Source organism: Bacillus sp. JCM 19034, from assembly GCF_001310635.1.
Taxonomy (GTDB): Bacteria; Bacillota; Bacilli; order Bacillales; family Bacillaceae_D; genus Halalkalibacter.
In genome coordinates, this window is record NZ_BAXR01000003.1 from 66930 (window position 1) to 90638 (window position 23709).

The 23709-nt window shown below is 35.1% G+C and carries 29 protein-coding genes; 25 read left to right on the plus strand and 4 right to left on the minus strand.

Going from position 1 to position 23709, the window contains the following annotated elements; all coding sequences use genetic code 11:
- Window positions 1-398: 398 nt before the first annotated feature.
- Complete coding sequence (locus tag JCM19034_RS06520) at window positions 399-731, minus strand: YolD-like family protein (protein ID WP_062048256.1); 333 nt, start codon at window positions 729-731, stop codon at window positions 399-401.
- 349 nt (window positions 732-1080) lie between these two features.
- On the opposite strand from JCM19034_RS06520, the gene JCM19034_RS06525 reads away from it, so the two are divergent.
- The 20 genes from JCM19034_RS06525 (at window position 1081) to murF (ending at window position 18468) form a co-directional block, all read left to right on the plus strand.
- Window positions 1081-1860 (plus strand): hypothetical protein, encoded by a 780-nt coding sequence (locus tag JCM19034_RS06525; protein WP_062048258.1) that lies wholly within the window; start codon window positions 1081-1083, stop codon window positions 1858-1860.
- A gap of 10 nt (window positions 1861-1870) precedes the next feature.
- Entirely contained in the window at window positions 1871-2332 is a 462-nt protein-coding gene (locus tag JCM19034_RS06530; RefSeq protein ID WP_062048260.1) for a hypothetical protein, read from the plus strand.
- A gap of 98 nt (window positions 2333-2430) precedes the next feature.
- Window positions 2431-2934 (plus strand): CBO0543 family protein, encoded by a 504-nt coding sequence (locus JCM19034_RS06535; RefSeq protein ID WP_062048262.1) that lies wholly within the window; start codon window positions 2431-2433, stop codon window positions 2932-2934.
- Between the two features lie 92 nt (window positions 2935-3026).
- Window positions 3027-3242 (plus strand): hypothetical protein, encoded by a 216-nt coding sequence (locus JCM19034_RS06540; protein ID WP_062048264.1) that lies wholly within the window; start codon window positions 3027-3029, stop codon window positions 3240-3242.
- Between the two features lie 215 nt (window positions 3243-3457).
- A complete protein-coding gene (locus tag JCM19034_RS23985; RefSeq protein ID WP_269431669.1) occupies window positions 3458-3589 on the plus strand; it encodes a hypothetical protein in 132 nt (43 codons plus the stop codon).
- Between the two features lie 16 nt (window positions 3590-3605).
- Window positions 3606-4316 (plus strand): sensor histidine kinase, encoded by a 711-nt coding sequence (locus JCM19034_RS06545; protein ID WP_062048268.1) that lies wholly within the window; start codon window positions 3606-3608, stop codon window positions 4314-4316.
- Window positions 4285-4935: a response regulator transcription factor gene (locus JCM19034_RS06550; RefSeq protein ID WP_062048270.1), complete on the plus strand. Its 651-nt coding sequence runs from the start codon at window positions 4285-4287 to the stop codon at window positions 4933-4935. The genes JCM19034_RS06545 and JCM19034_RS06550 overlap by 32 nt, the downstream gene beginning before the upstream one ends.
- Before the next feature lie 107 nt (window positions 4936-5042).
- Window positions 5043-5972: a DUF4198 domain-containing protein gene (locus JCM19034_RS06555; protein WP_082393794.1), complete on the plus strand. Its 930-nt coding sequence runs from the start codon at window positions 5043-5045 to the stop codon at window positions 5970-5972.
- 66 nt (window positions 5973-6038) lie between these two features.
- A complete protein-coding gene (locus JCM19034_RS06560) occupies window positions 6039-6830 on the plus strand; it encodes a copper resistance CopC family protein (RefSeq protein ID WP_062048274.1) in 792 nt (263 codons plus the stop codon).
- Between the two features lie 128 nt (window positions 6831-6958).
- Window positions 6959-7399, plus strand: coding sequence for a copper resistance D family protein (locus JCM19034_RS06565; RefSeq protein WP_062048276.1), 441 nt, complete (start codon window positions 6959-6961; stop codon window positions 7397-7399).
- A 475-nt stretch (window positions 7400-7874) separates the two neighbouring features.
- Window positions 7875-9182 carry an ABC transporter substrate-binding protein gene (locus tag JCM19034_RS06570; RefSeq protein WP_231686840.1) on the plus strand — a complete coding sequence of 436 codons (1308 nt, stop codon included), beginning with the start codon at window positions 7875-7877 and terminating at the stop codon, window positions 9180-9182.
- A complete protein-coding gene (locus JCM19034_RS22940) occupies window positions 9176-9544 on the plus strand; it encodes a hypothetical protein (RefSeq protein ID WP_231686841.1) in 369 nt (122 codons plus the stop codon). Before JCM19034_RS06570 ends, JCM19034_RS22940 begins: the two co-directional genes overlap by 7 nt.
- Before the next feature lie 340 nt (window positions 9545-9884).
- Window positions 9885-10889 carry a DUF3231 family protein gene (locus JCM19034_RS06575; protein WP_062048278.1) on the plus strand — a complete coding sequence of 335 codons (1005 nt, stop codon included), beginning with the start codon at window positions 9885-9887 and terminating at the stop codon, window positions 10887-10889.
- Window positions 10890-11474: 585 nt separating this feature from the next.
- Window positions 11475-11801 (plus strand): ATP-binding protein, encoded by a 327-nt coding sequence (locus JCM19034_RS06580; RefSeq protein WP_231686842.1) that lies wholly within the window; start codon window positions 11475-11477, stop codon window positions 11799-11801.
- Window positions 11776-12378, plus strand: coding sequence for a histidine kinase dimerization/phospho-acceptor domain-containing protein (locus JCM19034_RS06585; protein WP_062048281.1), 603 nt, complete (start codon window positions 11776-11778; stop codon window positions 12376-12378). The genes JCM19034_RS06580 and JCM19034_RS06585 overlap by 26 nt, the downstream gene beginning before the upstream one ends.
- Complete coding sequence (locus tag JCM19034_RS06590) at window positions 12369-13337, plus strand: STAS domain-containing protein (RefSeq protein ID WP_062048283.1); 969 nt, start codon at window positions 12369-12371, stop codon at window positions 13335-13337. Before JCM19034_RS06585 ends, JCM19034_RS06590 begins: the two co-directional genes overlap by 10 nt.
- Before the next feature lie 128 nt (window positions 13338-13465).
- On the plus strand, window positions 13466-13876 hold the full coding sequence (locus tag JCM19034_RS06595) for a uracil-DNA glycosylase family protein (RefSeq protein WP_231686843.1): 411 nt from the start codon (window positions 13466-13468) through the stop codon (window positions 13874-13876).
- A gap of 685 nt (window positions 13877-14561) precedes the next feature.
- On the plus strand, window positions 14562-15656 hold the full coding sequence (locus JCM19034_RS06600; protein WP_062048779.1) for an AI-2E family transporter: 1095 nt from the start codon (window positions 14562-14564) through the stop codon (window positions 15654-15656).
- Window positions 15657-15905: 249 nt separating this feature from the next.
- Window positions 15906-16985, plus strand: a complete 1080-nt coding sequence (locus JCM19034_RS06605) for a D-alanine--D-alanine ligase (RefSeq protein WP_062048285.1) — start codon at window positions 15906-15908, stop codon at window positions 16983-16985.
- A 112-nt stretch (window positions 16986-17097) separates the two neighbouring features.
- On the plus strand, window positions 17098-18468 hold the full coding sequence (gene murF, locus JCM19034_RS06610; protein WP_062048287.1) for a UDP-N-acetylmuramoyl-tripeptide--D-alanyl-D-alanine ligase: 1371 nt from the start codon (window positions 17098-17100) through the stop codon (window positions 18466-18468).
- A 215-nt stretch (window positions 18469-18683) separates the two neighbouring features.
- Here the strand turns inward: murF and JCM19034_RS06615 are convergent, their stop codons facing one another.
- Window positions 18684-19484 (minus strand): sensor domain-containing diguanylate cyclase, encoded by an 801-nt coding sequence (locus JCM19034_RS06615; protein WP_082393802.1) that lies wholly within the window; start codon window positions 19482-19484, stop codon window positions 18684-18686.
- A gap of 319 nt (window positions 19485-19803) precedes the next feature.
- Here JCM19034_RS06615 and JCM19034_RS06620 point away from each other — a divergent pair, with 319 nt between their 5' ends.
- The 3 genes from JCM19034_RS06620 to JCM19034_RS06630 all read left to right on the plus strand — a co-directional run bounded on the left by JCM19034_RS06620 (window position 19804) and on the right by JCM19034_RS06630 (window position 21704).
- Window positions 19804-20043 (plus strand): hypothetical protein, encoded by a 240-nt coding sequence (locus JCM19034_RS06620; protein WP_062048291.1) that lies wholly within the window; start codon window positions 19804-19806, stop codon window positions 20041-20043.
- A gap of 112 nt (window positions 20044-20155) precedes the next feature.
- Entirely contained in the window at window positions 20156-20851 is a 696-nt protein-coding gene (locus JCM19034_RS06625; RefSeq protein WP_062048293.1) for a hypothetical protein, read from the plus strand.
- A gap of 232 nt (window positions 20852-21083) precedes the next feature.
- Window positions 21084-21704 (plus strand): polysaccharide deacetylase family protein, encoded by a 621-nt coding sequence (locus JCM19034_RS06630; protein ID WP_082393804.1) that lies wholly within the window; start codon window positions 21084-21086, stop codon window positions 21702-21704.
- A gap of 99 nt (window positions 21705-21803) precedes the next feature.
- Here the strand turns inward: JCM19034_RS06630 and JCM19034_RS06635 are convergent, their stop codons facing one another.
- Both JCM19034_RS06635 and JCM19034_RS06640 read right to left on the minus strand, forming a co-directional pair.
- Entirely contained in the window at window positions 21804-22301 is a 498-nt protein-coding gene (locus JCM19034_RS06635) for an ImmA/IrrE family metallo-endopeptidase (protein ID WP_062048295.1), read from the minus strand.
- Window positions 22302-22370: 69 nt separating this feature from the next.
- Window positions 22371-22712, minus strand: coding sequence for a helix-turn-helix domain-containing protein (locus tag JCM19034_RS06640; RefSeq protein ID WP_062048297.1), 342 nt, complete (start codon window positions 22710-22712; stop codon window positions 22371-22373).
- 156 nt (window positions 22713-22868) lie between these two features.
- Here JCM19034_RS06640 and JCM19034_RS06645 point away from each other — a divergent pair, with 156 nt between their 5' ends.
- Both JCM19034_RS06645 and JCM19034_RS06650 read left to right on the plus strand, forming a co-directional pair.
- Window positions 22869-23084 (plus strand): helix-turn-helix domain-containing protein, encoded by a 216-nt coding sequence (locus tag JCM19034_RS06645; RefSeq protein ID WP_370621832.1) that lies wholly within the window; start codon window positions 22869-22871, stop codon window positions 23082-23084.
- 124 nt (window positions 23085-23208) lie between these two features.
- Window positions 23209-23574: a hypothetical protein gene (locus JCM19034_RS06650; RefSeq protein WP_062048299.1), complete on the plus strand. Its 366-nt coding sequence runs from the start codon at window positions 23209-23211 to the stop codon at window positions 23572-23574.
- The last annotated feature ends 135 nt before the right edge of the window (window positions 23575-23709 follow it).

A 23709-nucleotide genomic window follows, 5' to 3' on the forward strand; every position in this document is an offset into this window, starting at 1 on the left:
TAATGTCAAATTAACAGACAGACGTATGCATATATGATTGGGACATTATTGTAGAATCCCAAATGTTAACGAAATTTACGAGGATCATGAAGATTTCCGAACATTAAATGCCTTATTGAAAATTACTCTGTTTATCCAATAGCATTATTTGAACTTTTAGTAAGTTTTTTTTTGCGGTATATACAGCCTAATTAAATATACTAGAATTCTTTTTGGACTAATTATATGTCTCTATTTTATTTTTATATATTTATTACCAGAATAAAGGATGCACCCAGCAATACCTTGGTTATATTCTGATAGCTAGCATTGCTAATTGAAGTGTTAATTTGATCGGATAAGAACGCTAAATACATTTCTATTTACCCTTGAATGTAGGTTTACCCTTCAAACTTGGCTTAAATTCTATCTACACTCATCAAACAGTCAACCTTAATGGTTATGATGTCATCCTTAGTTAGGATTTTCATGTATTTTTGCTGTCGATCTACTCGATCAATGATACCAATAACTTCTTTAATAAATCCGTCTTTCCAATATACAACTTTAACATCAATCTCGTTATTAAGGCTATCCATCATGACAAATCCAATCTCTGTTATCACTTGTTCATCAAGTGAAGGTTTAGGCACCTTGTCTTGCTCCGAATACCATTGTTGTAAAGCTTCGCTGTGTTCGGGAAGAATAAATTGCATATGCCACAGCTTATTACCTCTTTGTAGCTTTTTCATGTGATCACCTCATTTCTATTATATACAAACAACTGTTCTTGCATCAATGAAAAGGACTTTCATTCAGCTCAAAGCATTATCCTTAGTGCTTTTTAACGGTGAAAGAGTGTTCAAATTATACCTATTTGCGATAAGCACTGATATTTGTAAATGACCTTGGTCTTGTTAAGACAAAACGTGAAGTATTATGAAATGCGAGATGATTTGTCGGGAAAGTACCAAGAAATCGAAAGGAAGTGCTTCATCAACGAAGACGGGGCGTTTTTAAAGAAACAGGAGGATTATAAGAATAAAAATACTAAATGAAGTAAAAAATAAAGATTAACTCATGGGAAGTTGAGGTTTCATCATGAACAACTTTAATCCAACGGAAAGAGTACGACGTTTTAAAGCACACGTGAGTCCTATCGGTACGACACAACTTCATTTAAGAAATCCTTATATTATTGCATGGTGGTCAGCTGCCTTCCCTGGTTTTGGTCACCTTCTTTTATCGAAGTACCTTAGAGGTTATGCTCTGTTTCTTTGGGAAATCCTTGTAAATAATATGACGAATTTAAACCTTTCAATGGTTTACTCTTTTACCGGTAATATTGAAATGGCGAAGGAAGTGCTGGAGCCTAGATGGTTTCTCCTGTATATTCCCGTTTACCTTTATGCGATTTGGGACAGTTATCGGACAACTGTTGATATGAATAAGGTATTCCTATTAGCAGAACGAGAAAACGCTACCTTTAACTCGTATACTATGGGTTCTTTAGAAATTAATTATCTAGATAAAAGAAGGCCACTCAATGCAATAATTTGGTCTATTTTTACACCAGGGTTAGGGCAACTATATATCCATAGAGTATTAACTGCAATTTTTACGATGGGTTTTGTGATTTTTTTTATATACTTTTCAAACGTTCTTGTTGCCATTCAGTTTTTACTTTTGGGTGAAATTAGTCAAGCAACACAAGTTGTTGATCCACAGTGGCTGTTATTTCTACCTTCTCATTACGGGTTTGCTATCTATGATTCATACATCAATACAGTAGAAAATAATAAGCTTTATGAGAGTGAACAACGTAAATTCCTAAATGAACATTATCAACGATATCGTGTGACATTTCCCGTCAGTAGATGAGGTGAACTAAATGCAAATATTCTCTACCTTCGAGCACTCAACATATTTAGAATTAGCTATTACATCGTTAGAGAAACTAGGTGTAAAAAAGGATCACATACTCGCTGTTCCCCTCGAGAACCGAGTAGAGGAAAGAAGGTTATTTGATACACTTCATAGGGCAGATGGTATTAGTCTATTTGATAAAGGAGCCGCTATAGGAACTGCCTTCTCTGTTATTGGTGCAAGTGTAGGTTTTATTTTAGAGTGGGGTCCTATTTATTGGGGGTTAATCGGAGCAGCAGGTGGATTCATCCTAGGCTTCATCATTGACTATATCATTTTTAAAGTTGTTCATAAAAGGAGAAAGGTTGTAAAAGGTAAACAATCAGAAGTTGTTCTCGTTGTCGGCTGTCCAAAGGAATTAGTTGAAAAAGTAGAAGATGTACTTTGGGATCACCTTGCTCTGGGGGTTGCTAAAGTTGACGAATAATGACTAGTTCCAAGTTATACTTGCGATTTTAAGGTAAGATATCTACTCATATTATCTAAATAACATGGCACACTATATGTTAAAGGGGTGCTTACATTATGAATGGAAATAAAACAAAGGATAAATTTATCTTACGAGCCTTATTTGTTTTAGGAATTGGCCTGTTACCAATTGTCTTCAGGAAACCACCAATAAAAGATTGGCTTCTAGTTTTTCTATGGAATGCATTTACGAACGGGTTTATTGATACGGTTGTTGTTTCTCACAAAGTAGTAAAGTATCCTGTAAGGTTATTACCAAAAATATTTAAAACAAACATCTTGTTTGACTTTTTGTTATACCCTATTATGACTGTCGTATATAATCGTTTCACAGCACGAGACAAACCGTTAATTATATTTTTAAAATTATTTTGCCTCACAATACCAATGGTCTTAATAGAACTATGGGCAGAAAGAAAAACGGGGTTAATAAAATTTAAAAGAGGGTGGGAATGGTATCATTCATTTATTAGTCTTACTATCAAATCTCTATTGACTAGACTGTGGATAAGCTGGGTAAGGAAAATGGAAGGAAAGCAATATAGTGAGCTTCACACCTGACTACTTCATCCCCCTATTGTAAAGCAGCGGTCCCAGTTTGCAATTATATCGCAACTGCATCGTGACAATTAATCGACATTTTGAGGATTTCGTTGCACGAATTTATCGTATGGACAATCAAAGCTAGACCAATTGTGGATACCGCAATCAAGAAATATATATCGGCAGTTCTATATAAGGTATCTAATAATGGTAGAGGTGCCACTTTATTTGCAATTATTATAGTGATTTTCGCATTCTCTTTTCTTACAATTGTTTTTAACTTTTTAAATGAAGTGGAAGTGAACAACTTTCAAATGAAGCAATAGCTATAGTTTAGTCGTTTGTGTTTGTTACTATATCATATATGAGCTTAGATAAAGGCCTTCAACATACGCCAAATGTATAAAATGGTGTATGTTGAAGGTCTTTTTATTAACAAGCTGAATACCTTTTAATGAAGAAATACAAATATTTTATGTTCGACGAGGTAGAACCTGTCGTCTATTTTATAATTTGATGTACAAAAAAATAGGAGTTGAAAATGACTTATAAACAAATCAAATGGCTTATCCTTCTCATTCCGACGTTAACAAGTGCTGCTTGGGAATATGTTCGGCATGAATATTTACTTCCATACATTTCTATGGAAGTAGGGAACTTACTCTCCCTGTGATTGTTTTTTAGTAACAATGATCGTTGTTGTTAAACTATTTACTCAATTAGAGCAGATGAAAGAAGAGCTAGAAAAACAGAAAGCACAAAAATCAATTCTTGAAGAAAGAGAAAAGCTTTCACGTGAACTACATGACAGTATTGCCCAGTCACTATTTCTTTTATCTGTTAAAATGACTAATTTAGAGAATAATGAAAGGAAATTGAAGAATGTAGAGCTATATCAAAATGTTAAAAAGACAGTCAAGCATGTTCATGAAGACGTGAGGCAAGCCATTTGGAAGCTGAGACATTCTCCTGATAAAAAATCACTTCCTTGGAGTGATATAGTAGGAGCCTTAATTGATCAATTTAGAGAAGAAACGAGTAACAAGATGAATGTTGAATGGACATTACGAGATTCCTCTATAACGGCTAAAGAAAAAATAGAGTTATATGCCTGTATAAAGGAAGCATTGATGAATATTAGGAAGCATGCGAATAACGGTGAAGTTTGGCTGACATTAAAAGAAACAAAAGATGGCTGGCTTTGTATGATTGAAGATGATGGAAATGGGTTTGATCCAAACTCGATAACAAAGGGGAAATACGGTCTAGCTATTATGAAAGATCGTGCAAAGGAAATGGGATGGCACTTAACTATTAATAGTAGCAACGAAAGAACAAAAATACGGATACAAAAGGAGAACGATACGGATGGCACGATCAATTCGAATACTCGTAGCTGATGATCATGCACATGCACGGGAGGCCATTCATGAGCTTTTAAGCTTGCAAGAGCATTTTCAAATTGTCGGTGAGGCAACTAATGGTAGAGAGGCGATTAAATTAACGGAACAACTTATGCCTAACCTCATTTTAATGGACATTAACATGCCGCAAATGGATGGATTAGAAGCAACAAAACAAATTAAAGAAAGGTTTCCTAAAGTAAAAGTGGTCATTATCACTGTTTCAGATGAAGTAACCAATCTATTTGAAGCCTTAAAAAAAGGGGCTCAAGGATATTTGTTAAAAAATATCGATCCTGCAGCCTGGTATGCCTATTTACAAGCGGTTGCTGATGATGAAGTTCCGATGTCTAAGGACTTAGCAAATAAAATCCTTAGAGAATTTACTACACAAAGAGAAACGATAGTAGAAAAGACCCCACTCTCTGCTCGTGAAAAAGAGGTACTTGAATTAGTGGCAAGAGGAAATACGAACAAACAAATTTCAGCCCACCTCACTATCTCACAATACACCGTTAAAAATCATCTAAAAAACATCTTACAGAAATTACATTTAAAGAATAGAGTTCAGTTAACAAGGTACGCCTATAAAAATGGATGGATTGAAAAAGAATAATTTACTTCCCGGCCGCTAATATAGCCCGTTCGAGTGATAGTTGAAATCATTTGTTTCTATTATAGTAATAAGGACTTACAAAACCTAGGAGGCTATATTATGAAAAAATGTTATCTCTCGTTTTAATGGGTGTACTTCTATTTGCGGTTCTGTTTACTCAAACCACGGTAGCTCATGACGGATGGTCTCAAACGAATTCGCCTATTATAGAAGCAGGTGAAGTATCTTATGTTGAGCTATTGTTTGGAAATCATTCAAACGACCATGCTAGTTATCGCATCGATGGAACGTGGAATTCAGACAACTCAAGCGTATTTGTCACGACACCGACTGGGGAGAAAATCGATATATCAGATACATTATTTTACACTGGAGAATTGTCTGAGGTCGATGGAGCACAGGCAGGAGTTAATAACTATTATGTAGCCTCATTTTCTTCTTCGACTCCTGGAGCATACATCGTCTCGGTCGAGGGAGATAGCATATTCGCTCACGGTGATGAAGCAAGCAGAACATTACGAAATGCAAAATCATTTGTAGCGATTAACGATATTCCAGTGATAAGCCAAGTTAAAGATTTTGAAGGGTTTGATCAACAAGTAAGTCCTGATCGAGCAGAGTTTGTTCCGTTGTTTAACCCAGCTGCGATTACACCTGAAGAAGAACTATCAGTTGCCTTGTTTTTGCACGGGGAGCCGTTAGCAGACACAGACGTTTCTTTAATACGCCGAAGTACATCTGATGCAGAAGTAATTACAACAAATGCAGATGGGATTGCAACTTTTACTGTGGGCGAGGCTGATTACTATTTAATGAGAGCGAAGCCTTATACAGATGAAGGAAAAGAAGGAGAGTTTGATAAAACAAATTATGAAGCGACAATGACGTTCGTTGTACAAAATGGAGCGGGCCATACAACTGAGGAACTGTCTAATAACACGACAGAAATTTTACAAAACCCATTTCTTTTAGTTTCGATTTTCTTGTTTCTCGGGTTGTTAGTATCCCTCATTCTATTGTTTAGAAAAAGTAAATAAAAAGAAACGAAGCAAAGGAACGGTTCATCCAAATAACGTTCCTTTGCTTCTATGGTGGTGATACGAATGAAAAAGCCGATCCCTTTTATTTTCCTGCTATGTTTTATATTATTATTGATTCCTTATAAAGTGAATGCACATGCATACCTTGATCACTCTATGCCTACTCAAGAGGCAGAGCTTGAGGAATCCCCAAATGAAATCCGTCTTAAATTCACGGAACCGATTGATACGAATGTAAGCACAGTTACAATAAAAACCGAACACGGTGAATTGATTGAAGCGAAGCAGCAGGGAGAAGACAATATTTGGTTAGTGTTAGATGTTTCACCTTTACAAGATGGGATTTATTATGTCGATTGGCAAGTGCTCTCACTAGATACTCACGTAACTGATGGCTCCTATCGATTTTCTGTCGGAGTTGAGCTACCACCAAACCGTCCAGCTGAAACGATTGCCCTTGAGGAATATACGGAGGAACGACAAGTAAATGAAAATCATACATTTAACTGGAATATGGTTCTGCGAACGATAGATGTAATCGTCATTACAAGTATTGCGGGATTGTTTTTCTTCACGTATTGGATCATAGATGAAAACTCTTTAAAGACAGTTAAAATGAATAGAATTACAATTACCATTTGTATCATTGGGCTAGCTCTCTTCTTACTAACAGGGTTTGGACATTTATACATTCGTGCACAACCATTTACACAAGGAACATGGACCAATCTTGATTTTTGGAGGACGATGGGAGTATTAGCTACCTCCACGGTCATAGGGGTTGTGTCATGTATTCGTCCAATATTATTAGGTGCTTCGCTAATTTTTTTATCAAATCACACTCAAAATGGGTAACGAGCTTCTTCGTTTTATTATTAATTTTAACTTTTCCACTAACTGGTCATGCTCTTCAATTTAATATGGTCATATCTCATTTTTTGCACTTACTTGCCTCGGCAATATGGTTTGGTGGGTTGTTAGGTTTGATTTTCTATTCCTTTCGATTAGGAAGAACTTACAAAGAGTTATTGCTTTTTCATAAAATGCTAAAACGTTTTTCCGTTATTGCTTTTATCATGATACTAATGGTATCAATGACAGGATTTTTATTAAGCCTTTCTTACGTGCCATCATTGGAGTCCCTTCGTTCTCATGATTATGGGGGTGTTCTGTTATGGAAGCTTATTTTCTTTATCCTAGCTTTAATAATCGCAGGAGTTCATCGCTTTATTTTGTTACCAAAGCTATTAAATACTGGTGAAGAACATGAGAAAAACATGCCTAAATTTCTTTGGGCCATTAGGTGTGAATTATTGGCTGCATTGACCGTAGTTATTCTAGCAGGGGTATTATCAACGTCTTCCCCTCCTGTAAATAGCCATGAACATCAGGTTCCTACTAAACAAGAGCATCATAATCATTAAGTAAATGATTTTCCCCCTTCAGGACAAGAATGCAACGATATGTGAGGATAATGCTAGCAAACATCATTACTTACAAATTAGATCAAGAACTAGTATTGCTTTTTTTTTTGCTAATTAAATTTATTTTAAAGAGAAAGTTTTTGTAAACGCATACACAATTAGTGCATGAATCTACTTGTAATCATTGTGGTATTCCACTGATACTATTTTCGTTATGATGAATGTAAATTGAGGAGCTAAACGATTTACTAATCATACAGATACCTTTAACTTGTAATCCGTAACTACACAAAATTGCACTATTAATTCTCGCCAGTGAGCTTATTAGATTCCTACGTAGGTTACACAGCTTACAATTCCAATTTGATCATTCTGTTGTCAAGATTATTTGTTGAGAAAGGGATGGGTAGGACTTTGTGCAATAACTGTGTTATACATCTAATAATAAAAAAGGTACCATAAGGAGGTTAATGTAATGTCTAAATTATCCAAGAAATTAATAGGTGGAATCATTACGTTAGGGTTATTGTTACTTATTATAGCTTGCAGTAGTGAAGAAAATATGACTGAAAACCAAAGTGAGCAAGATATACTTGATGGGGACTTAGAACCGATAACATTTTCATTTTTTGCAGCAGATACGAATCAAGATTGGAATGGAATGGATACTGAAATTGGGCAAGTAATTTTACAACAAACAGGTGTAACGTTAGAAGGTGATTTTGCTCTAGGAGACCCAGCGGAACGAATTTCACTGTTTGCCGCAAGTGGTGATTACCCACATTTCGTCTTACCAAAAGGTGACGGTAACTTGTTAGTTGAGGCTGGTGCAATGATCGATTTACGTCCACTTATTGAAGAACATGCCCCTAATATTCAGAAGGTATATGGAGATTATTTAAATCGAATGCAATGGAGTGAAGACGACGATTCGATATACTTTTTAGGTACTTATCCAGTTGATCAACAAAACTGGGAGCCAGGACATAGCTTTTGGTTACAGCATGAAGTTGTAAAAGAATTGGGATATCCTGAGATTAATACAGTTGATGATTTTGAAAACGCAATCAAAGAATATTATGAAATGCACCCTGAAATTGATGGTCAACCAACGATTCCGTTAACGTTGCTAGCAGATGATTGGCGTATCCTCATTTCTGTCACAAACCCGGCTGGATGGACTACAGGTGCACCTGATGATGGAGAGTGGTTTATCGATGAAAAAACACATGAAGCCATGTTACGTTATCGCCGTCCAGAGGAAAGAGAATACTTCCGTTGGTTAAACCACATGAACGCAGAAGGATTACTTGATCCAGAATCATTTGTTCAACAAGAGGATCAATACAAATCGAAAATTGGCTCGGGTCGTGTTCTAGGATTAATTGATGCGGACTGGTCAATAAGTGAATCGCAAACAGCTCTTCGAGAAGCTGGTAAATATGAGAGAATGTATGGAGTTTATCCAGTAACATTAGATGAAAGTTTTGAGCCACGTAACTTTCAAGATAACGGTTATATCCCATCTTGGGGGATTGGAATAACAGTTGACAATCCAGATCCTGTTCGTGCCATTCAGTTTTTAGATTGGATGGCTTCAGAAGAAGCACAAATATTAAATAATTGGGGAATTGAAGATGTTCATTACCAGCTTAATGAGGAAGGTGTTCGGTATTTATCATCTGAACAACGTCAAGAACGTTTAAGTGATAGTAGCTTTCGTAAACGTACTGGTATTGATATGTATAAGGCTTACGGACACATTATGGGGATGGCGTGCTAGATTCAACTGGTCAGCCATTTACGATAAATAGTCGTGAGGAATTAAGAGAAGATTATACTGAAATCGAAAAAGAAGTTTTAGATGCTTATGGTGTTGAAATATGGGGAGATTTATTTCCAGATGGTGATCAATTTCCTGTAAAGCCATGGGGAGTCGCATGGGAAATAAACTGGGATGCCAGTTCACCTATTAATGTTCCATTTCAACAAATTCAAGATACGATGTATACACGTATTCCGGAAGCGATTTTAACCGAGCCAGGGAATTTTGATTCAGTGTATGATCGTTTTATGGATGAGATTGAAGCACATGGTGTCTATGAAATGGAGGAGCATTTTACAGAGTTGATCAAAAACGAGTAGAGCTATGGAGTGATTAATGAGTTTTGTGAAAAGTAGGGAGTAAGCATGTGATATTAAGAAGTAATCAGAACAAGGGTAGAAGTCTAGTTGCCTATATAAAAACTGCACCTTCACTTGTTAGTGAATCTTTCAATTGGAGGTGCTAAATGGAACTTTCCCCTAGTGTATCCACGTTGTCCTTTTTCAAAATGAACTAAAAATAAATGGTATCCTTCTTGTTTGTAAACAGCTTGTCAAACGGCCACCTCTAATCTTCCTTATGAATCATTATAAACAATGTTTAGAATACGAATTGAAGCACATACTAAGTAAAAATAATGAATAAGGAGCAACATGAAAAATGCTTAAACCATTCAATTTAAGTACGCATCCTACAGAAAAATTAACATCAGTTGAAATGGGGAAATTATGGGCTACCTACGCAGGAAATACGATGGCAATGCCCATTTTAAAATATTACCTTCAGTACGTTGAGGATAATGATATTAAGACGTTATTGGAAAATGCCTTAACATTAAGTCAGGAATTTGCAAAGGCTATTAAGGAGATTTTTAAAAGAGAAGATTTTCCTATTCCAAAAGGATTTTCGGATAATGATGTTAATTTTAATGCACCTCGTTTATTTCACGATGAGTTTTATGTCCATTATTTAAAATATACGGCAAAAGCGGGTATGAGTATTTATAATGTAGCCCTACCTCTTGTATACAGAAGTGATGTAAAAGAATTTTATAGATATTGTATTGATTCGACGATGGATTTAATGGATTCAATTAAAGAAATCTTAATGAAAAAGGGCCTAATTATTAAACCGCCTTATATTCCCATTCCTGAAGATGTTGAGTTTGTGAAAGAAGATTTTTTAAATGGTTATTTCGGTCACGTCCGTCCTTTACATGCATTAGAAATTACACATATGTACGACAACATTGAAAACAATGTAACAAGTAGAGCATTGATTAGAGCATTTGCTCGATTGGCAAAGGATGAAAAGATTCGGGAGCTGTTTAAAAAAGGAGAAAAACTGACGACTACACATATTGAGAATTTAACTGAAAAGCTGCATAAAGAAAATTTGCCATCACCATCTCTAATTGACGATTTAGTTACATCATCTACTATTCCGCCATTTTCGGAAAAACTGATGCTATCTCATAAAATGGATATGTTTTCGATGAAGATGAGATCGTTTGGAAACTCAATAGCCGTCAATGGTCGACATGATATAGGCTTTCTTTATGCGAAATCGTTAATGAAAAACGCCGCTTTTGTTGAGGATGCGATGAAAACGTTAATTGAGAGAGGATGGATGGAGCAGATACCATTTGCAACGGGAAGAATATAACTTTGATGGTGTTTAAATCAAGACAACATGTACATAGCTTTCTAAGGAGGACATTGAAATTCTTCGTATGTAGGTGTAAAAGATACCAGAGAAAGTAAACTCATATTCTATGGGGAAACAGTAATTAGCGTAATGTTTGTGAGCGTTAGTCAAATCGGAACGATCATCGTTACTGTTTCCCATTGATGTTTGTTTTCTCATTAAATAGATTACCTGCTGTTTATCCAACCTTAACATTCCCCATATTGCTCCTGCAAATTGAATTCTAATGCTTGTACTACGTTACTCATCCTCAGGTGTTATGGCTATACATTCTTCATGATCGAATTGATTAGATCAACTATATTGATAGAGCCATATCAATATACTTTTAACAATAACCAAATTTTCACCTTATTAGTTGAATAATACTATGAAATAAGGGGCCTGTCTTATTGATGCTCATATAATGTTACATTATATTAAAAAGGGAGTATGAAATGAATTGAATTTTTTTATTTCTATTTTATAATATTGTATATGGCTAAGAATATGACAATACGTTCTGAAAATGATATCTTTCTTGCTGTTAATTCGGTACGATGTATGGCTAATTCTATTACATTTTCAAAAGTAGATTTACAAAAAGTAATCGTGTCTGTTTCTGAATTAACTCATAATATATTAGATCATGCGGGAGGTTTAGGAGAATTCTCATGTGAGTATATTTCAGATAAAGGTTTAAAAATAACTGTTCAAGATTATGGAACAGGGATCAAGGAAATTGATAAAATTCTAAATGGAGACCCAAACTTTAATAGAAAAGGACTAGGATTGGGGCTACTAGGAGCTAAAAGATTGATGGATGACTTAAAAATTGATACATCAGAAAGGGGGACAACGATTATTGCAATTAAATGGAAAAGCAGTTGATGAAATAATTGTGAAAGAAAAAGAGGATCTTGCGAATGACCGATTAGCAGCTGTTGGCCAAATAGCAGCGGGGATTGCACATGAAGTAAGAAATCCACTGGCTTCTGTTAAAGGTTTCCTCCAATTATTAAAAGAAGAACAGCCTCATGAATACCTTGATATCGCTTATGAACAACTAGAGAATGCACTTGATACGATGCAAAATTTATTAAATGTGTCAAAGCCTGATATGGAAGATGAAAAATATTATCCTATTAATTTAAGCTCGGAATTAGAATCAATTTTATATTTATTTCAAGATAAAGTGTATGAAGTACAAGTTAACAAAGAATTTCGTGATGTACATACAACCATCTATGGTAAGAAAAATCAGTTAAAAAAGGCACTTTTTAATCTTTTGAAAAATGCCTTTGAAGCAATCAAAGGTACTGGATCTATTACAATTAAACATTTTGTTGATCAGAATCAATTAGTTATATCTATCTCTGATACAGGAGTAGGTGTACCTAAGGATAAGCTCAAATTATTGGGTACACCTTTTTCACATCAAAAGAATCAGGTACAGGTATGGGGTTAACCCAAGTTTATACGACGGTGTATGATCATCAAGGTGTAATAAAAGTGCATAGTGAAATAAATGTAGGAACAACTTTTACATTGTATTTTCCTATCCCCATAAAGCAAGAGTTAGGAGTGGTGAAGTTGAATTTAATGTTTGAAGAAAATCAAGAATTTAAAGAGTTTTACTTAACAAATCAGAAAAAGTTTGCTGATTTGTTAAGTGAAGAAGGTAGTAGTGTTTTCGAGAGGATGAAAGAAACAAATGACTTTGATAATCAGTTTCTTTTAGCAGCCACACATAAAATTATTTTATTATTAAACGATACCGATGAATACGGCCTAATTATGCATGCTAAAGAACATGGAAGGAATTGGGCAGAACTCAATTTAGAGTTAATTCTTATAATGGAATGGTTTCAGACTTTCCGTAAGTTATATTGGGACTTTATTTATAATTACTACGAAAATAAACAGGTCGAACATAAGGAATTTTTTGAATTAGAAAGACTAGTCAATTATAAGTTAGATACGTATTTGAAACATTTTGCATCAAGTTTTTCAGAGTATACCCAGCAAGTAATTTTATCACAAAATGAGCTAATTGATGATTTAAGTGTACCAATTATCCCAATATCTAATGAGATGGCAATATTACCTATAGTTGGTTCTGTGGATACTCGTCGTGCAAAAAACATCCAATTGAAATCTTTAGAGCAAATCCACAAACAAAATTTCCAACATATTATAATTGATTTATCGGGTGTTGCCTACATGGATACGGGCGTATTAGACCACCTATTTAATATCGTAAACGGGATAAGGATACAAGGTTGTCAAACAGTATTAACAGGAATTCGACCAGAAATAACAAATACGATTGTAGAACTAGGGATTGATTTACATGAAAAAGTGGAGACGAAAGGAACCTTACAACAAGCAATTGCTGACTATAATGTAAGCATACTAAAAAGTTAAGATTTGCTATAACCCACCTTTTATCTGAATGTACGTCATATGGCCTCTCATAATTGTCAAAATTTAAAGTTATATTTCCCTATAACTAGATGAATACTACAATTGACTTTGGAGAGTAAATATGCTCGATGTTAAGCAATACGTACGAGCTAAAAGGTGGGATAAAGGGTGTGTCGACATTTCAAGATTATTTATGGCCAGAAGAACCTACACCGCTTGAGCAAATAAACTGTTGTGAATGTGGTCTTAATAAACATGGTTCAAGGATGATCTGGGGAGAAGGAAATCCAGAAGCACCGATAGTGGTTCTTTTAGATAATCCAGTTGCACGTGAAGATCGAGAAGGAAGTCCAATTGTATGTGGTACTAGACAAACACTTCAAAATGTCATTCATCAAGTTGGCTTAGATGTAACTAATTTATATGTTACCTATGTGCTAAAAAGAAGACCAGTTCGAGCTTATGATAAACCTACAGTAAGAAAAAGTTGTATAAGACATCTATATTTTCAACTAGAGGTAAAAAGCCATTATTTATAATGTGTTTAGGAAATGTTGCTGTCCAGTCTTTTTTTGAAGACGATGCCGTAGATGTTAAATCTTTACGTGGAAAGCTTCATGAGGTTAAAGGCTTTAAGACAGCGGTAGCTTATCATCCTTTGGCAGTTAGACGAAGACCTAACTTATGGCCTTCCTTTTTAAATGATTGGAAAACACTCGCTAACCTTTATTGCACAACATAATTAGCAGATGTAAGCAGTTGGCACATACGACCAATTGCTTTTTTACGATTTTTAATTTCATTATGTTTGTACTTCATACTTCATTGATCATATACACTTTCTAATGCTTTATAGCGTGGAAAGTAACTTTATAAGTGGAATGAGATGAATCATGAACAACTTTAACCCTACTAAAAGGAGTTCGCAGATTTAAAGTGTACGTAAGTACAGTCTGCACTACAGGGTTGGGAAAAAGGGGAGAAGTGGTGCTTGTCGTAGATTGTCCTGATGAATTAGTAGAGAAAGTGGAAGGGTACTTTGGGAACAGCTTGCACAGGTATTGCTAAAGTAGGTGAGGTTGATAGATGGTACATTAACTTGATATGAAAAAGTCAAAAAAGTGGTTGAAATGATCGTTAATTTTAACAATTTAGCAATGATAATGGTAAAATAGAGTTATTGAAACTAAAAGGAAGCGTTTAATGTTAGCGGAGGAACAGATTATGTATAAAAAGGTGTTACAAATCGGATCGATCATTATCATGCTATTTCTAATCATTTATTTAGGAACATTAGTTGATTGGATTTTCAAACCTCTTGTCGTTTTTGTACAAACGTTATTTATCCCTATTTTGTTTGCAGGTATTCTCTATTATTTACTAAGGCCTCTCGTCCGTGTTCTAAGTCATAAATTGCCACGTGCTTTAGCGATAGTAACTATATATATTGCTTTAATTGGAGTACTGGTAAGTTTAGGGTCTTTAATTGGACCAGAGCTACAACGTCAATTTAGCAATTTTATATCTAGTATGCCCTCGATAGTAAAGGAGCTTCAGTTGCTCATTGCACAGACGCAGGAAAATGAATCTGTGCAACGAATTGGCTTAGGAGATTTATTAAATTGGCAGGATCAAATTGAACAGTTAGGAGCCGTTCTTGGCGGGGTCATTGGTGAGTTAGCTACAAATATTATGGGCTTTATAGGTACTGTATTTAACACATTGCTTTTGTTTATTATTATCCCTTTTATCCTTTTCTATTTGTTAAAGGAAGGGGAGAAACTTCCCAATTACCTATTAAAGTTCGTTAGCAAGGAAAAACAAGGTGAAATAAAACCGATCTTAACGAATTTAGACCAAACGTTAAGTCGATACATACAAGGTGTGTTACTTGTTTGTTTATTTATCGGTTTGTTATATTATATAGGTTTTGTTAGTATCGGTTTAGAATTTGCCTTAATTTTGGCGATCTTTGGAATGGTAACAAATGTCATACCATATGTTGGCCCTTGGATTGGGGCAATTCCATCTGTTATTGTTGCGTTATTGCATTCCCCGATGCAAGCTGTACTCGTTCTCATTATTGTAGTCGTGATTCAGCAAATAGAAAGTATTTTCGTTCAACCACAGGTCATTGGTCGGACAATGTCGATACACCCAGTAACGGTTATGATCTTAGTATTAGTAGCAGGAAGGTTTATCGGAATTGTTGGAATGGTACTAGCGATCCCAACATATGCTGTTGTTAAAGTAATAGCCACTCATTTTTATCGATTATGGAAAGTTAGAAGTAGTGGTAATGAAGAAGTTAACGGATGATGATGTTAGACATTCAAATGTGTAAGCCTGTCGTAAAAGTGTTTCACTTATACGGTGGGCTCATTTTAATGATTGTCATTTATTTGATAGTAATTTAAGTAATACAACCGACAAAAAGAAGTGTTATGTATAATTAAAATGTCTAATAGGAGTTAGCAAAGACAGACTAGTATAGTAGTTAAAAATAAGTATTTCTTTTATTAGCCGTAATGTTACAATAATAAAGGAAAATCATTGTGGAGGGCGAGCATGAAGATTAAACTTGGTTTATTATACGGTGGCAAGTCTGCCGAACATAAAGTATCATTACAAACAGCAAAAGCAGTTATTCAAGCATTAGATTTAACGAAATTTGAGATTCATCCAATTTATATTGCAGAAACAGGTGAGTGGATAAAAGGTGCACAGCTTTTAGGCCCTGTAGCGGATGTTAAAGAGCTTCAATTACATGACGGAGAGGTTATTTCTTCAGTTGCGTTAAATACAGAAATTTTTCCAGCGAAAGAAGCTGATGAAACGAAGCTTGATGTAGTATTTCCGTTACTTCACGGACCTAATGGAGAAGATGGTACAGTTCAAGGCTTATTAGAATTATTAAACATTCCCTATGTCGGTAATGGCGTATTGGCTTCAGCAGTTGGAATGGATAAAGTGATGATGAAAAACATATATGAGCAGGCTGGCATTAACCAAGCGAAGTATGTATGGTATATTCGTTCTGATTGGGAAAAGGATGCAGAAGCAGCATACAAAAACGTTGAAGAAACGCTTGGCTACCCTTGCTTTGTAAAGCCAGCCAATTTAGGCTCAAGTGTTGGTATAAGCAAATGTAAAGATCGAGAAAGCTTAGTTAAAGCCTTTAAACTTGCTTTTGAATATGATCGGAAAATTATTGTTGAAGAAGGTATCGAAGGACGCGAAGTTGAAATAGCTGTTTTAGGAAATGATAACCCACAATGCTCAGTTGTCGGTGAAATTGTTCCGAAGACAGACTTTTATGATTATAAAGCGAAATATGAGGATGGAGATACCGGACTTATTATTCCTGCAGCTATTACTGAGGAAGAATATGAAGCAATTAAGAATGTAGCGATCCAATCATTTAAGGCACTTGATTGCTCTGGATTAGTTCGGGCAGACTTCTTTTTAACTAAGGATGGAGAAGTCCTCATGAATGAAGTGAATACGATGCCTGGATTTACACCATTTAGTATGTTCCCGATGCTTTGGCAGGAATCAGGTATACGATACTCCGAGCTAATTGAAAAGTTAATAGAGCTAGCAGTAGAGCGTCACGAGGAAAAGCAGAAAATAAAACACACTTTTTAATAGCAGAGTAAATCGATTTTGAATCATTCAATTATGGTTTTAGAGTCGCTTTTACACATATGCTTCTAAGAAAAGACGTTTCGCGTTTTTCTTACAGAAAGGGGCGATGGTAATGTTACGTAGACAATTGAAGGATATTGCGTCTTGGGTAAACGGGGAAGTCGTTTTTATAGACGATCATTCTGTTAACGTTGCAGGTGTTTCTACAGATACTAGAACAATCGTAGCAGGAAATTTGTATATCCCGTTAGTTGGAGCAAATTTTAATGGGCATAACTTTGTACAGACTGCTGTTGCCAAAGGAGCTACAGGCGTTCTTTGGCAAAAAGATCAACCACAGCCACCTACAGACGTACCAATAATTTATGTAGAGGATACATTGGTCGCATTACAAGAATTAGCTAAAAAATATATAGCAAGTCTTTCAACAAAGGTCGTCGGTATTACAGGAAGTAACGGGAAAACAACTACGAAGGATATGGTAGCATCTGTCCTTTCCACGACGTACAAAGTACAAAAAACGGTAGGAAATTATAACAATCATATCGGCCTACCTTTGACGATCCTACAATTAGAGGAAGATACAGAAATCGCTGTATTAGAAATGGGAATGAGTGGTCGTGGTGAAATTGAACTTCTTTCTGAAATAGCTAAGCCAGAGGCAGCAATTATTACGAATATTGGCGAAGCACATTTACAAGACTTAGGTTCACGTGAAGGTATTTCCGAGGCGAAGTTTGAGATTACAGCAGGCTTGGCGGGAAATGGGACACTTATTATTCATGGTGATGAGCCATTATTAACTAAGAAAGTAGTTAATAGCCCGTTTAACGTAGTCACATTTGGTAGCTCAAAAAATAATGATTACTACCCGGCCGTAATCCATACGGAAAGTAATGGTACTTATTTTAAAGTGAGTGGAGATAACAATATTGAGTTGTTTATTCCTGTTCTAGGCAAGTTTAACGTTTTAAATGCTTTAGCAGCGTTCGCGATTGCGAAGCATTTTGATGTATCGCTGCAAAATATTCAATTAGGGTTGGAAAAGCTTCAGATTACGGGAATGCGTACAGAATTGATTACAGGAAAGAATGGAATTACAATCATTAATGATGCGTATAATGCCAGTCCAACATCGATGCGAGCAGCTATAGATATGTTAGTTCAGTTAACGGGTTATGAGAAAAAGCTCGTTGTTTTAGGTGATATGCTTGAATTAGGTGAAAATGAGGAGAACTTTCACTATGAAGTCGGTCAAGGGATCAATGAACAAGAAATTGATTATGTCTTCACGTATGGCAGACTTGGGAAGAAAATTGCAGATGGAGCCATAGAGAATATGACTAAAAATCGAGTACTAGCATATGATGATAAACAACAATTGATCGCAAAAGTACAAGAAATGGCGAAGCAAGGAGACATTTTATTAGTTAAAGCATCAAGAGGTATGAAATTAGAAGAGGTTGTTCATGCGTTTACGTAAGTAGAACAGTTTACTAGTAAAGGCACTAAAAAGGGGCGTGAAATGGAGCTTTTTCAATGCCTATTCATGAAAAGTATAGTAGATTTATCAAAGTTAGAAGAATGGGTGGGCTGTCACTAGTTCGTCTTAAAACTTAGTGCTGTTAGGTAGAGGCTTACTTATCTGATGATAATATAAGGGGGCATTGAAATGGTTTATGCCATTTTAATGCCTTATTAATGTTTTGTGGGATACAGAACACATCGATTTTTGCCACTTTTCTTCGCTTCATACATTGCATTATCAGCTTTTTTTAGCAATGTCTTTAAGATAAGACCATCTTGTGGAAAGCGAACGACTCCAATACTAACGGTGATGTTGACTTTAAATTCAAAGTTATTCCAATTGGATATGGAGCTTATCAACCTTTTTGTCAGTTCGTTAATTTTATCTTCTTCAATAACGTCGTTAAGGATGATTACAAATTCGTCACCACCTAAGCGAACAGCAATATCATGGTCGGATAGGTACATTTTTATACGAATTCCAACCTCATTTAAGATGGTGTCACCAACATCATGACCGTAGTTATCATTAACCTCTTTAAAGCCATCTAAATCTAATAGTAAGATTGTACCTTGATTGAACGATGATTCGAAATGATCATATAAATAGCTACGGTTATATAAATTTGTAAGAGAATCGAAAGTACTTTTCTTTTCTAATTCAATCACATACGTAATTAAGTTTGCACATTTTGTTAGTAAATCCATGTCGGCATTAGAAAAGCGGTCGGGTCTATTATCTAATGCACATAACGTTCCGAACATTTCACCGTCTTGATAGAAGATAGGCACTCCGATGTAGGATTGGATTTTTAATTTTGATGTTAATGGAAGGTGGCTAGTAAATGGGTGATGAAATGCATCATTAATAAGAAGTGGTTCACCGTTTCCTAAAAAAATTTGTTGGCAATACGATTCACGCAAATCGATAGTAAATCCATCTTCTATTTCACTGCCTAATCCCTTGTCCAATACTTTTATAATTGAAAACGTTTTTTTGTCATATTTGATATAAAATACATCTTACCTTCAATAAGTGAGTTTACAAGCTCTAATAAATCGTTAGCTGTTTGTAGTTTCATAATATCCCCTTTATTCTATTAGTCCTCATTATAAATTAACACTAGGAAAAAACCAAGTAAAAAAGGAAATAGTAATAGTTGAAAATCTCTTTAATCGAAATCGTACGTCTTCGATCATTAATTCGAACTTTATACTTAGAGATACAAGTGAAATTACATTACATGCACAAAACTATGAGGTTAACAATTTTGATGGTGGAAATGCTAGAATGTTAATTTGGGACTTTACTGGAAATGATGTGGATAAAGTTCAAATTATAGTAGATGGACAGATCATTCGCGAAAGCCATACGTTAAGTCCTAATGTATCTTCTTATAGCGTACCTGTACCAAGTGTTGTAACAATCCAAGGATTAGAAGGACAAGCAAATTACGCCGTTAAATTCCCAGAAAGAAAATACACACTATTTAATACAGTTTCCCCTGGGGAACCAATACCTATACGCTGACACCTAGTGTGCTACCTTAATTTAATTTATTGTAAAATGTAAAATAAAGGATTGTTTACAGGGCTAATCGTAGTATAATCGTTTTCTGTTCTAAAAAGGGGAGGTAGTTAAGATGAAGAAAATCATGATGTTATTATTTATGGCACTTATGATTAGTGCACTTGTTGCTTGTGGATCAGATTCATCTGTTGAGGAAGATGAGTCAGCTGATGTCGATTCGGAGGAAGAAGCAATTGGTGAAGATGAATCAAATGAAGATGAATCAAATGAAGAAGATTCAATTGAGGATGAAGAAGTAATCGAAGAGGGAGATCAAACAGTTGAAGTGGAAAAGGGTTTGTTAAGTGTTGAGATCACGATTCCCGCTTCATTTTTTGAAGGGCAAGAACTAGACGAGATTATAGAAGATGCGAAAGCGGATGGTATCGAAGAAGTGCAGAAAAACGACGATGGTTCACTTACGTATAAGATGTCAAAGTCAACACACAAAGAGTTTTTGGCTGAATTGGAGACATCTCTTCAAGAGAGTATGGAAGAATTGAAGACGAGCGAAGATTTCGTTTCTATCGTTGATATTACAGCAAATCGATCGTTTTCCGAATTTTCATTAGTTGTTGATCAAGAAGCGTTTGAAAATAGTTTTGATGGTTTTGCGATTTTAGGATTAGCGATTGGTGGAATGTACTATCAGCTATTCGATGGTGTTAATCCGGAACAGTATGAGGTTACGATTGAATTGGAAGATGCTGAATCGGGCGAAGTATTTGATACTGTAACGTTCCCTGATGCACTAGAAGAAGAGAATTAATAAAATAAGAAACACTTCAATAGTAACAGAAGATTACTACTGAGGTGTTTTTGCTATAAAGAGTCCAGAATAAAATTGTGCTGTTATTGTGAAAATGAATGATACAGGAGTAAGATTTACTACTGAATTGGAGCTGAAGTCCAAAATGGTTTTTCTAATGCTAATCAATGATGATACGTTTTATGAAGAAATAGAGAATAGGAGGATATTTAAAATGAATAAAAGTCCATGAGTGACAACAAACCGTGTTGTGTACAACACAGAAGACCGTAGAATATTGACGAATATTACGAAGGGAAATAACTCAAAGAGGAGAGAGGTTGTTTTAACATTTGATGATGGTCCTAGCAAATATCTTGAATTATTTTTAGATGTACTAAAGGAAGAGGAGGTACGAGCCCATTTCTTTTGGGAAGCCCGTCTGCTTCATCATAAACGACCTTGGAAACGTGTGCTTGAAGAAGGCCATCAAATAGGTACTCATGGGCATCGTCATTACAATTTAACGAAGTTTACGCTAGACAGGCAAATAGTAGAGTTGAAGAAAAGTATTAAGGCGATTGAACAGATTACAAGTAACAAAGTACATTATTTTCGTCCACCATTTGGGCAATATAATGAGGACACGATTAAAGCAGCACAAAACTTAGGATTACAAACAGTATTGTGGGAGATTGCATCCTTGGATTGGGAACTAAAAGAAAAACCTAGCCAAATAATTGACAATGTTGTCGATTATTTGCAAGATGGTGCCATCATACTACTACATGAATTGCAACAGACGTTGGAGGTTTTACCTGATTTAATCAAAGAAATAAAGAAAGCCGGTTATTCGTTTCGTACACTCAATTAAAATGGGATGAGAGAAGTTTAGCTACTTTCGTTATTCATTATGTTTGTTAAAAAATGGGCGAACATTAACATACCATTCACGAAAGGGAGTTAATCGTTCTCATTTAATTGTAGTGTTAGCTTTAAAAGAATTAGCGGCACCTAAAACGTTTTGCTGTTGAATAGTGTTTAATCGTTCATATATAAATGATTGCGGAAGCTGGAAAATCTCGACTAGTTCTGTTATAGAAGTGATATGGGGCAAATAATCATCTAAGATATAACGCGGCATTGAGGCGTAGAGGGCAAAGGAATGAGCTTGTCTTTCTTGGAATTGAACAAAATCTCGATTTGTAAAGCGTTGGTCATTACTATGTTCAAAGAAATGAGCCATTTCGTGGAAAAAATCGTAACGTATCCCTTCGATTGATTGATATTTATTTAGATAAATGAGGGCACATTCATCATCATAAATACATCTACTTCTTAGGTTGTAATAAATAACCTTAAAGCTTAATATGTTACTTAAGTTAGAAATGGAAAGGTCCGAAACCGTTTTTATATTTAGCTTTTGATACAACCTTATGATTCGTTCTTCACGAAATGAGGAAGTAGACACAAGAATCACCTCCGTGCACGTATTTGAATCATTATAAAAGCGGTTTTTGTTTATAAATAAGTGAATATATCAGTTATTATGATTTTTTTCTTCTCTATTCTCTTGTGCAAACTTTCTTCTCCAGCTACGGAATTCTTCTAATTGTCTTTCTAAAAATTCTTTTTCTTCCTCAGTCAAAGGGTCTGTTCCATGAGAAAATGCAACATGAATTGGTTTTTCCTCAACTGTACGTCCTAACAGATAGTCTGTACTAACATTAAAATAGTCGGCTAGTTTCTTTAAAGTTTCATTATCAGGCTCCGTTCTACCTATTTCATAATGTCCATAAGTAGCTCTTGAAACACCTATTTCTTTTGCGACATCCTCTTGCCGTTTATTTCCACGTAACTGTTTAAGTTTTTTTGATAACACTGCAACTCCCCCATAATGGCATCGTTAACTTCTCTCATTATAGATACAAAATGTATCCATATACATGATTTCTCTGAAAAGTATCATATTTTATGTTGATAATACTTTTTGTATCATATATAATTGAAAATAGTTTCTATTATATGTAAATAAGGGGTGTTTCGTATTAAACGAATAAAATTAATTAATGAAAGGAAGAAACGACAATTAACTAGAGAAGAGTTAGGAAGTATTTTAGGAATTTCAGCAATTTATGTACGGAAAATTGAAAACGGTGATAGAAATCCAGGTCGAAGAACAATGGTAAAGTTTGCAGAGTTTTATGGAGTCAGCGAGAGGAAATTATTTCCTGAATTATTTGATGTACGATAATATCCCCACATACCTTTTTCCCACAGGTTTTTTTTACTTATTGAAATAATGCCCATTTCTGTTTAATTCTAATCCATTCATATAATATGTAAATGCTGACTGTAAAGATTGAAAGGAGAACAAAATGAAAACAGCACCTTTGCAATCATATAATCAATTTGAAATAGCACTTATTCTAGATTCGTTACGACAGTATATCGATAAGGTATCAATACCATCAGCACGAATCATTTTTACTGATTACATAAAAGTAGTCATCCATGGTAATCAAGTGCAATTAGATGGTATGGGTATGGAACACATATTTTGTGCATTAATGTTTAAAGCTGAGGAAATGTCTTTACAATTAAGTGAAGAACAGTCAGAAGTAGTCAAGGTAAAACAAATGGCCAAAGAAATTAGGGAGAAAAGAATTCTTTCCAGCAAACATTTTATCAAACATATATGCTCAAAGAAAGCTTTCAATCCACAATATAGGAACTCGGAATAGAGGAGTAAGTATGGTGTAGTAGGTCCTCTTTTTCAAAACGGTGTGCTCTAATATGGCAAAGTTTCTTTCCATTTTTTGTTTTTAAATATAGCCCCGTGTGGATGCTCTTGTGGAGCATAGGTTTAAACCGTAATC

Bases quoted from the DNA above. Each gene is read 5' to 3' on its own strand.
- JCM19034_RS06520 (WP_062048256.1), bottom strand. From the start codon at position 731: ATGAAAAAGCTACAAAGAGGTAATAAGCTGTGGCATATGCAATTTATT.
- JCM19034_RS06525 (WP_062048258.1), top strand. From the start codon at position 1,081: ATGAACAACTTTAATCCAACGGAAAGAGTACGACGTTTTAAAGCACAC.
- JCM19034_RS06530 (WP_062048260.1), top strand. From the start codon at position 1,871: ATGCAAATATTCTCTACCTTCGAGCACTCAACATATTTAGAATTAGCT.
- JCM19034_RS06535 (WP_062048262.1), top strand. From the start codon at position 2,431: ATGAATGGAAATAAAACAAAGGATAAATTTATCTTACGAGCCTTATTT.
- JCM19034_RS23985 (WP_269431669.1), top strand. From the start codon at position 3,458: ATGACTTATAAACAAATCAAATGGCTTATCCTTCTCATTCCGACGTTA.
- JCM19034_RS06545 (WP_062048268.1), top strand. From the start codon at position 3,606: ATGATCGTTGTTGTTAAACTATTTACTCAATTAGAGCAGATGAAAGAA.
- JCM19034_RS06550 (WP_062048270.1), top strand. From the start codon at position 4,285: ATGGCACGATCAATTCGAATACTCGTAGCTGATGATCATGCACATGCA.
- JCM19034_RS06555 (WP_082393794.1), top strand. From the start codon at position 5,043: ATGTTATCTCTCGTTTTAATGGGTGTACTTCTATTTGCGGTTCTGTTT.
- JCM19034_RS06560 (WP_062048274.1), top strand. From the start codon at position 6,039: ATGAAAAAGCCGATCCCTTTTATTTTCCTGCTATGTTTTATATTATTA.
- JCM19034_RS06570 (WP_231686840.1), top strand. From the start codon at position 7,875: ATGTCTAAATTATCCAAGAAATTAATAGGTGGAATCATTACGTTAGGG.
- JCM19034_RS06575 (WP_062048278.1), top strand. From the start codon at position 9,885: ATGCTTAAACCATTCAATTTAAGTACGCATCCTACAGAAAAATTAACA.
- JCM19034_RS06580 (WP_231686842.1), top strand. From the start codon at position 11,475: ATGGCTAATTCTATTACATTTTCAAAAGTAGATTTACAAAAAGTAATC.
- JCM19034_RS06590 (WP_062048283.1), top strand. From the start codon at position 12,369: ATGGGGTTAACCCAAGTTTATACGACGGTGTATGATCATCAAGGTGTA.
- JCM19034_RS06595 (WP_231686843.1), top strand. From the start codon at position 13,466: ATGTTAAGCAATACGTACGAGCTAAAAGGTGGGATAAAGGGTGTGTCG.
- JCM19034_RS06600 (WP_062048779.1), top strand. From the start codon at position 14,562: ATGTATAAAAAGGTGTTACAAATCGGATCGATCATTATCATGCTATTT.
- JCM19034_RS06605 (WP_062048285.1), top strand. From the start codon at position 15,906: ATGAAGATTAAACTTGGTTTATTATACGGTGGCAAGTCTGCCGAACAT.
- murF (WP_062048287.1), top strand. From the start codon at position 17,098: ATGTTACGTAGACAATTGAAGGATATTGCGTCTTGGGTAAACGGGGAA.
- JCM19034_RS06620 (WP_062048291.1), top strand. From the start codon at position 19,804: ATGTTAATTTGGGACTTTACTGGAAATGATGTGGATAAAGTTCAAATT.
- JCM19034_RS06625 (WP_062048293.1), top strand. From the start codon at position 20,156: ATGAAGAAAATCATGATGTTATTATTTATGGCACTTATGATTAGTGCA.
- JCM19034_RS06650 (WP_062048299.1), top strand. From the start codon at position 23,209: ATGAAAACAGCACCTTTGCAATCATATAATCAATTTGAAATAGCACTT.